The organism is Pseudonocardia sp. GCM10023141, from assembly GCF_042653605.1.
Map to the genome: position 1 here is coordinate 1 of NZ_JBHSIR010000107.1, position 982 is coordinate 982.

At 71.2% G+C, this 982-nt stretch carries 1 protein-coding gene; it reads right to left on the reverse strand.

The window, feature by feature from the left end; translation table 11 throughout:
* Positions 1-920 (reverse strand): IS481 family transposase (locus ACFPFQ_RS48290; protein WP_379630068.1); only part of this gene is annotated, 920 nt, incomplete at its 3' end.
* Between the last annotated feature and the right edge of the window lie 62 nt (positions 921-982).

The following is a 982-nucleotide window of genomic DNA, read 5'->3' on the forward strand; positions in this document are numbered from 1 at the left end:
TGGTGGTTGTACTCGTGTAGCCAGCCCGGTAGCGCCTTCCGGCGCTGGGATTCACTGAGATAGAGGCGTCGGAACGCCCAACCGGCGGCGAGGGTGCGGTGGAAGCGTTCGATCTTCCCGTTGGTCTGGGGTCGGTAGGGCCGGGTCCGCTTCGGGGTGACACCGAGCTCGGCGCAGGCGTGGCGCCAGGCGTGCGAGCGGTAGGCGCTGCCGTTGTCAGACAGCACCCGCTCGACCACCACGTCGCGGGCGGCGAACCAGGCCACCGCCCGGCGCAGCACCCCGATGGCGGTCACGGCGGTCTCGTCGTCGTGGACCTCGGCGTAGGCCACCCGGGAGTGGTCATCGATCACGGTGTGCACGAACGCCGTCCCCATCTTCGGAGCTCGACGGATGCTGCGGGGCTTGCCCGCGGTCGCGGCCCGGTTGCGGTTGCCTTGGGCTCGGCCGACGTAGCGCCATCCGCCCTGATCAGGGACGTTGCCGAGCTTCTTGACATCGACGTGGATCAACGACCCCGGATGCGGGTGCTCGTAGCGGCGCACCGGCTCGCCGGTGACCCGGTCGAGCTGGTTGAGCCGGCTGATCCCGCAGCGACGCAGCACCCGCCCCACGGTCGAGGCCGCGACCGGGACGCGCGCGGCGATCTCCACCGGCCCGAGGCGCTGTTTCCAGCGCAGGTGCACGATCGTGCGCACCACCGGCTGCGGGGTCAGGCGCGGCATCCGGTGCGGCCGGCTGGAGCGATCGACCATCCCGGCCTCGCCCTCGGCTTCGTAGCGGCGCGCCCAGCGGTTCGCCGTCGGCCAGGACACCTGGAACCGCTCCGCGGCCGCGGCGACCGACCAGCCGTCCTCGACGATCAGACGCGCGAGCTTCAATCGCGCTTTCGGGGTCAGGGCCGCGTTAGCGTGGGCCATGGAGGACCTCCCGGGTTGTGATGGTGCCGTCAGACAGCTCCACAGCACTCCCGAGAGGTCCT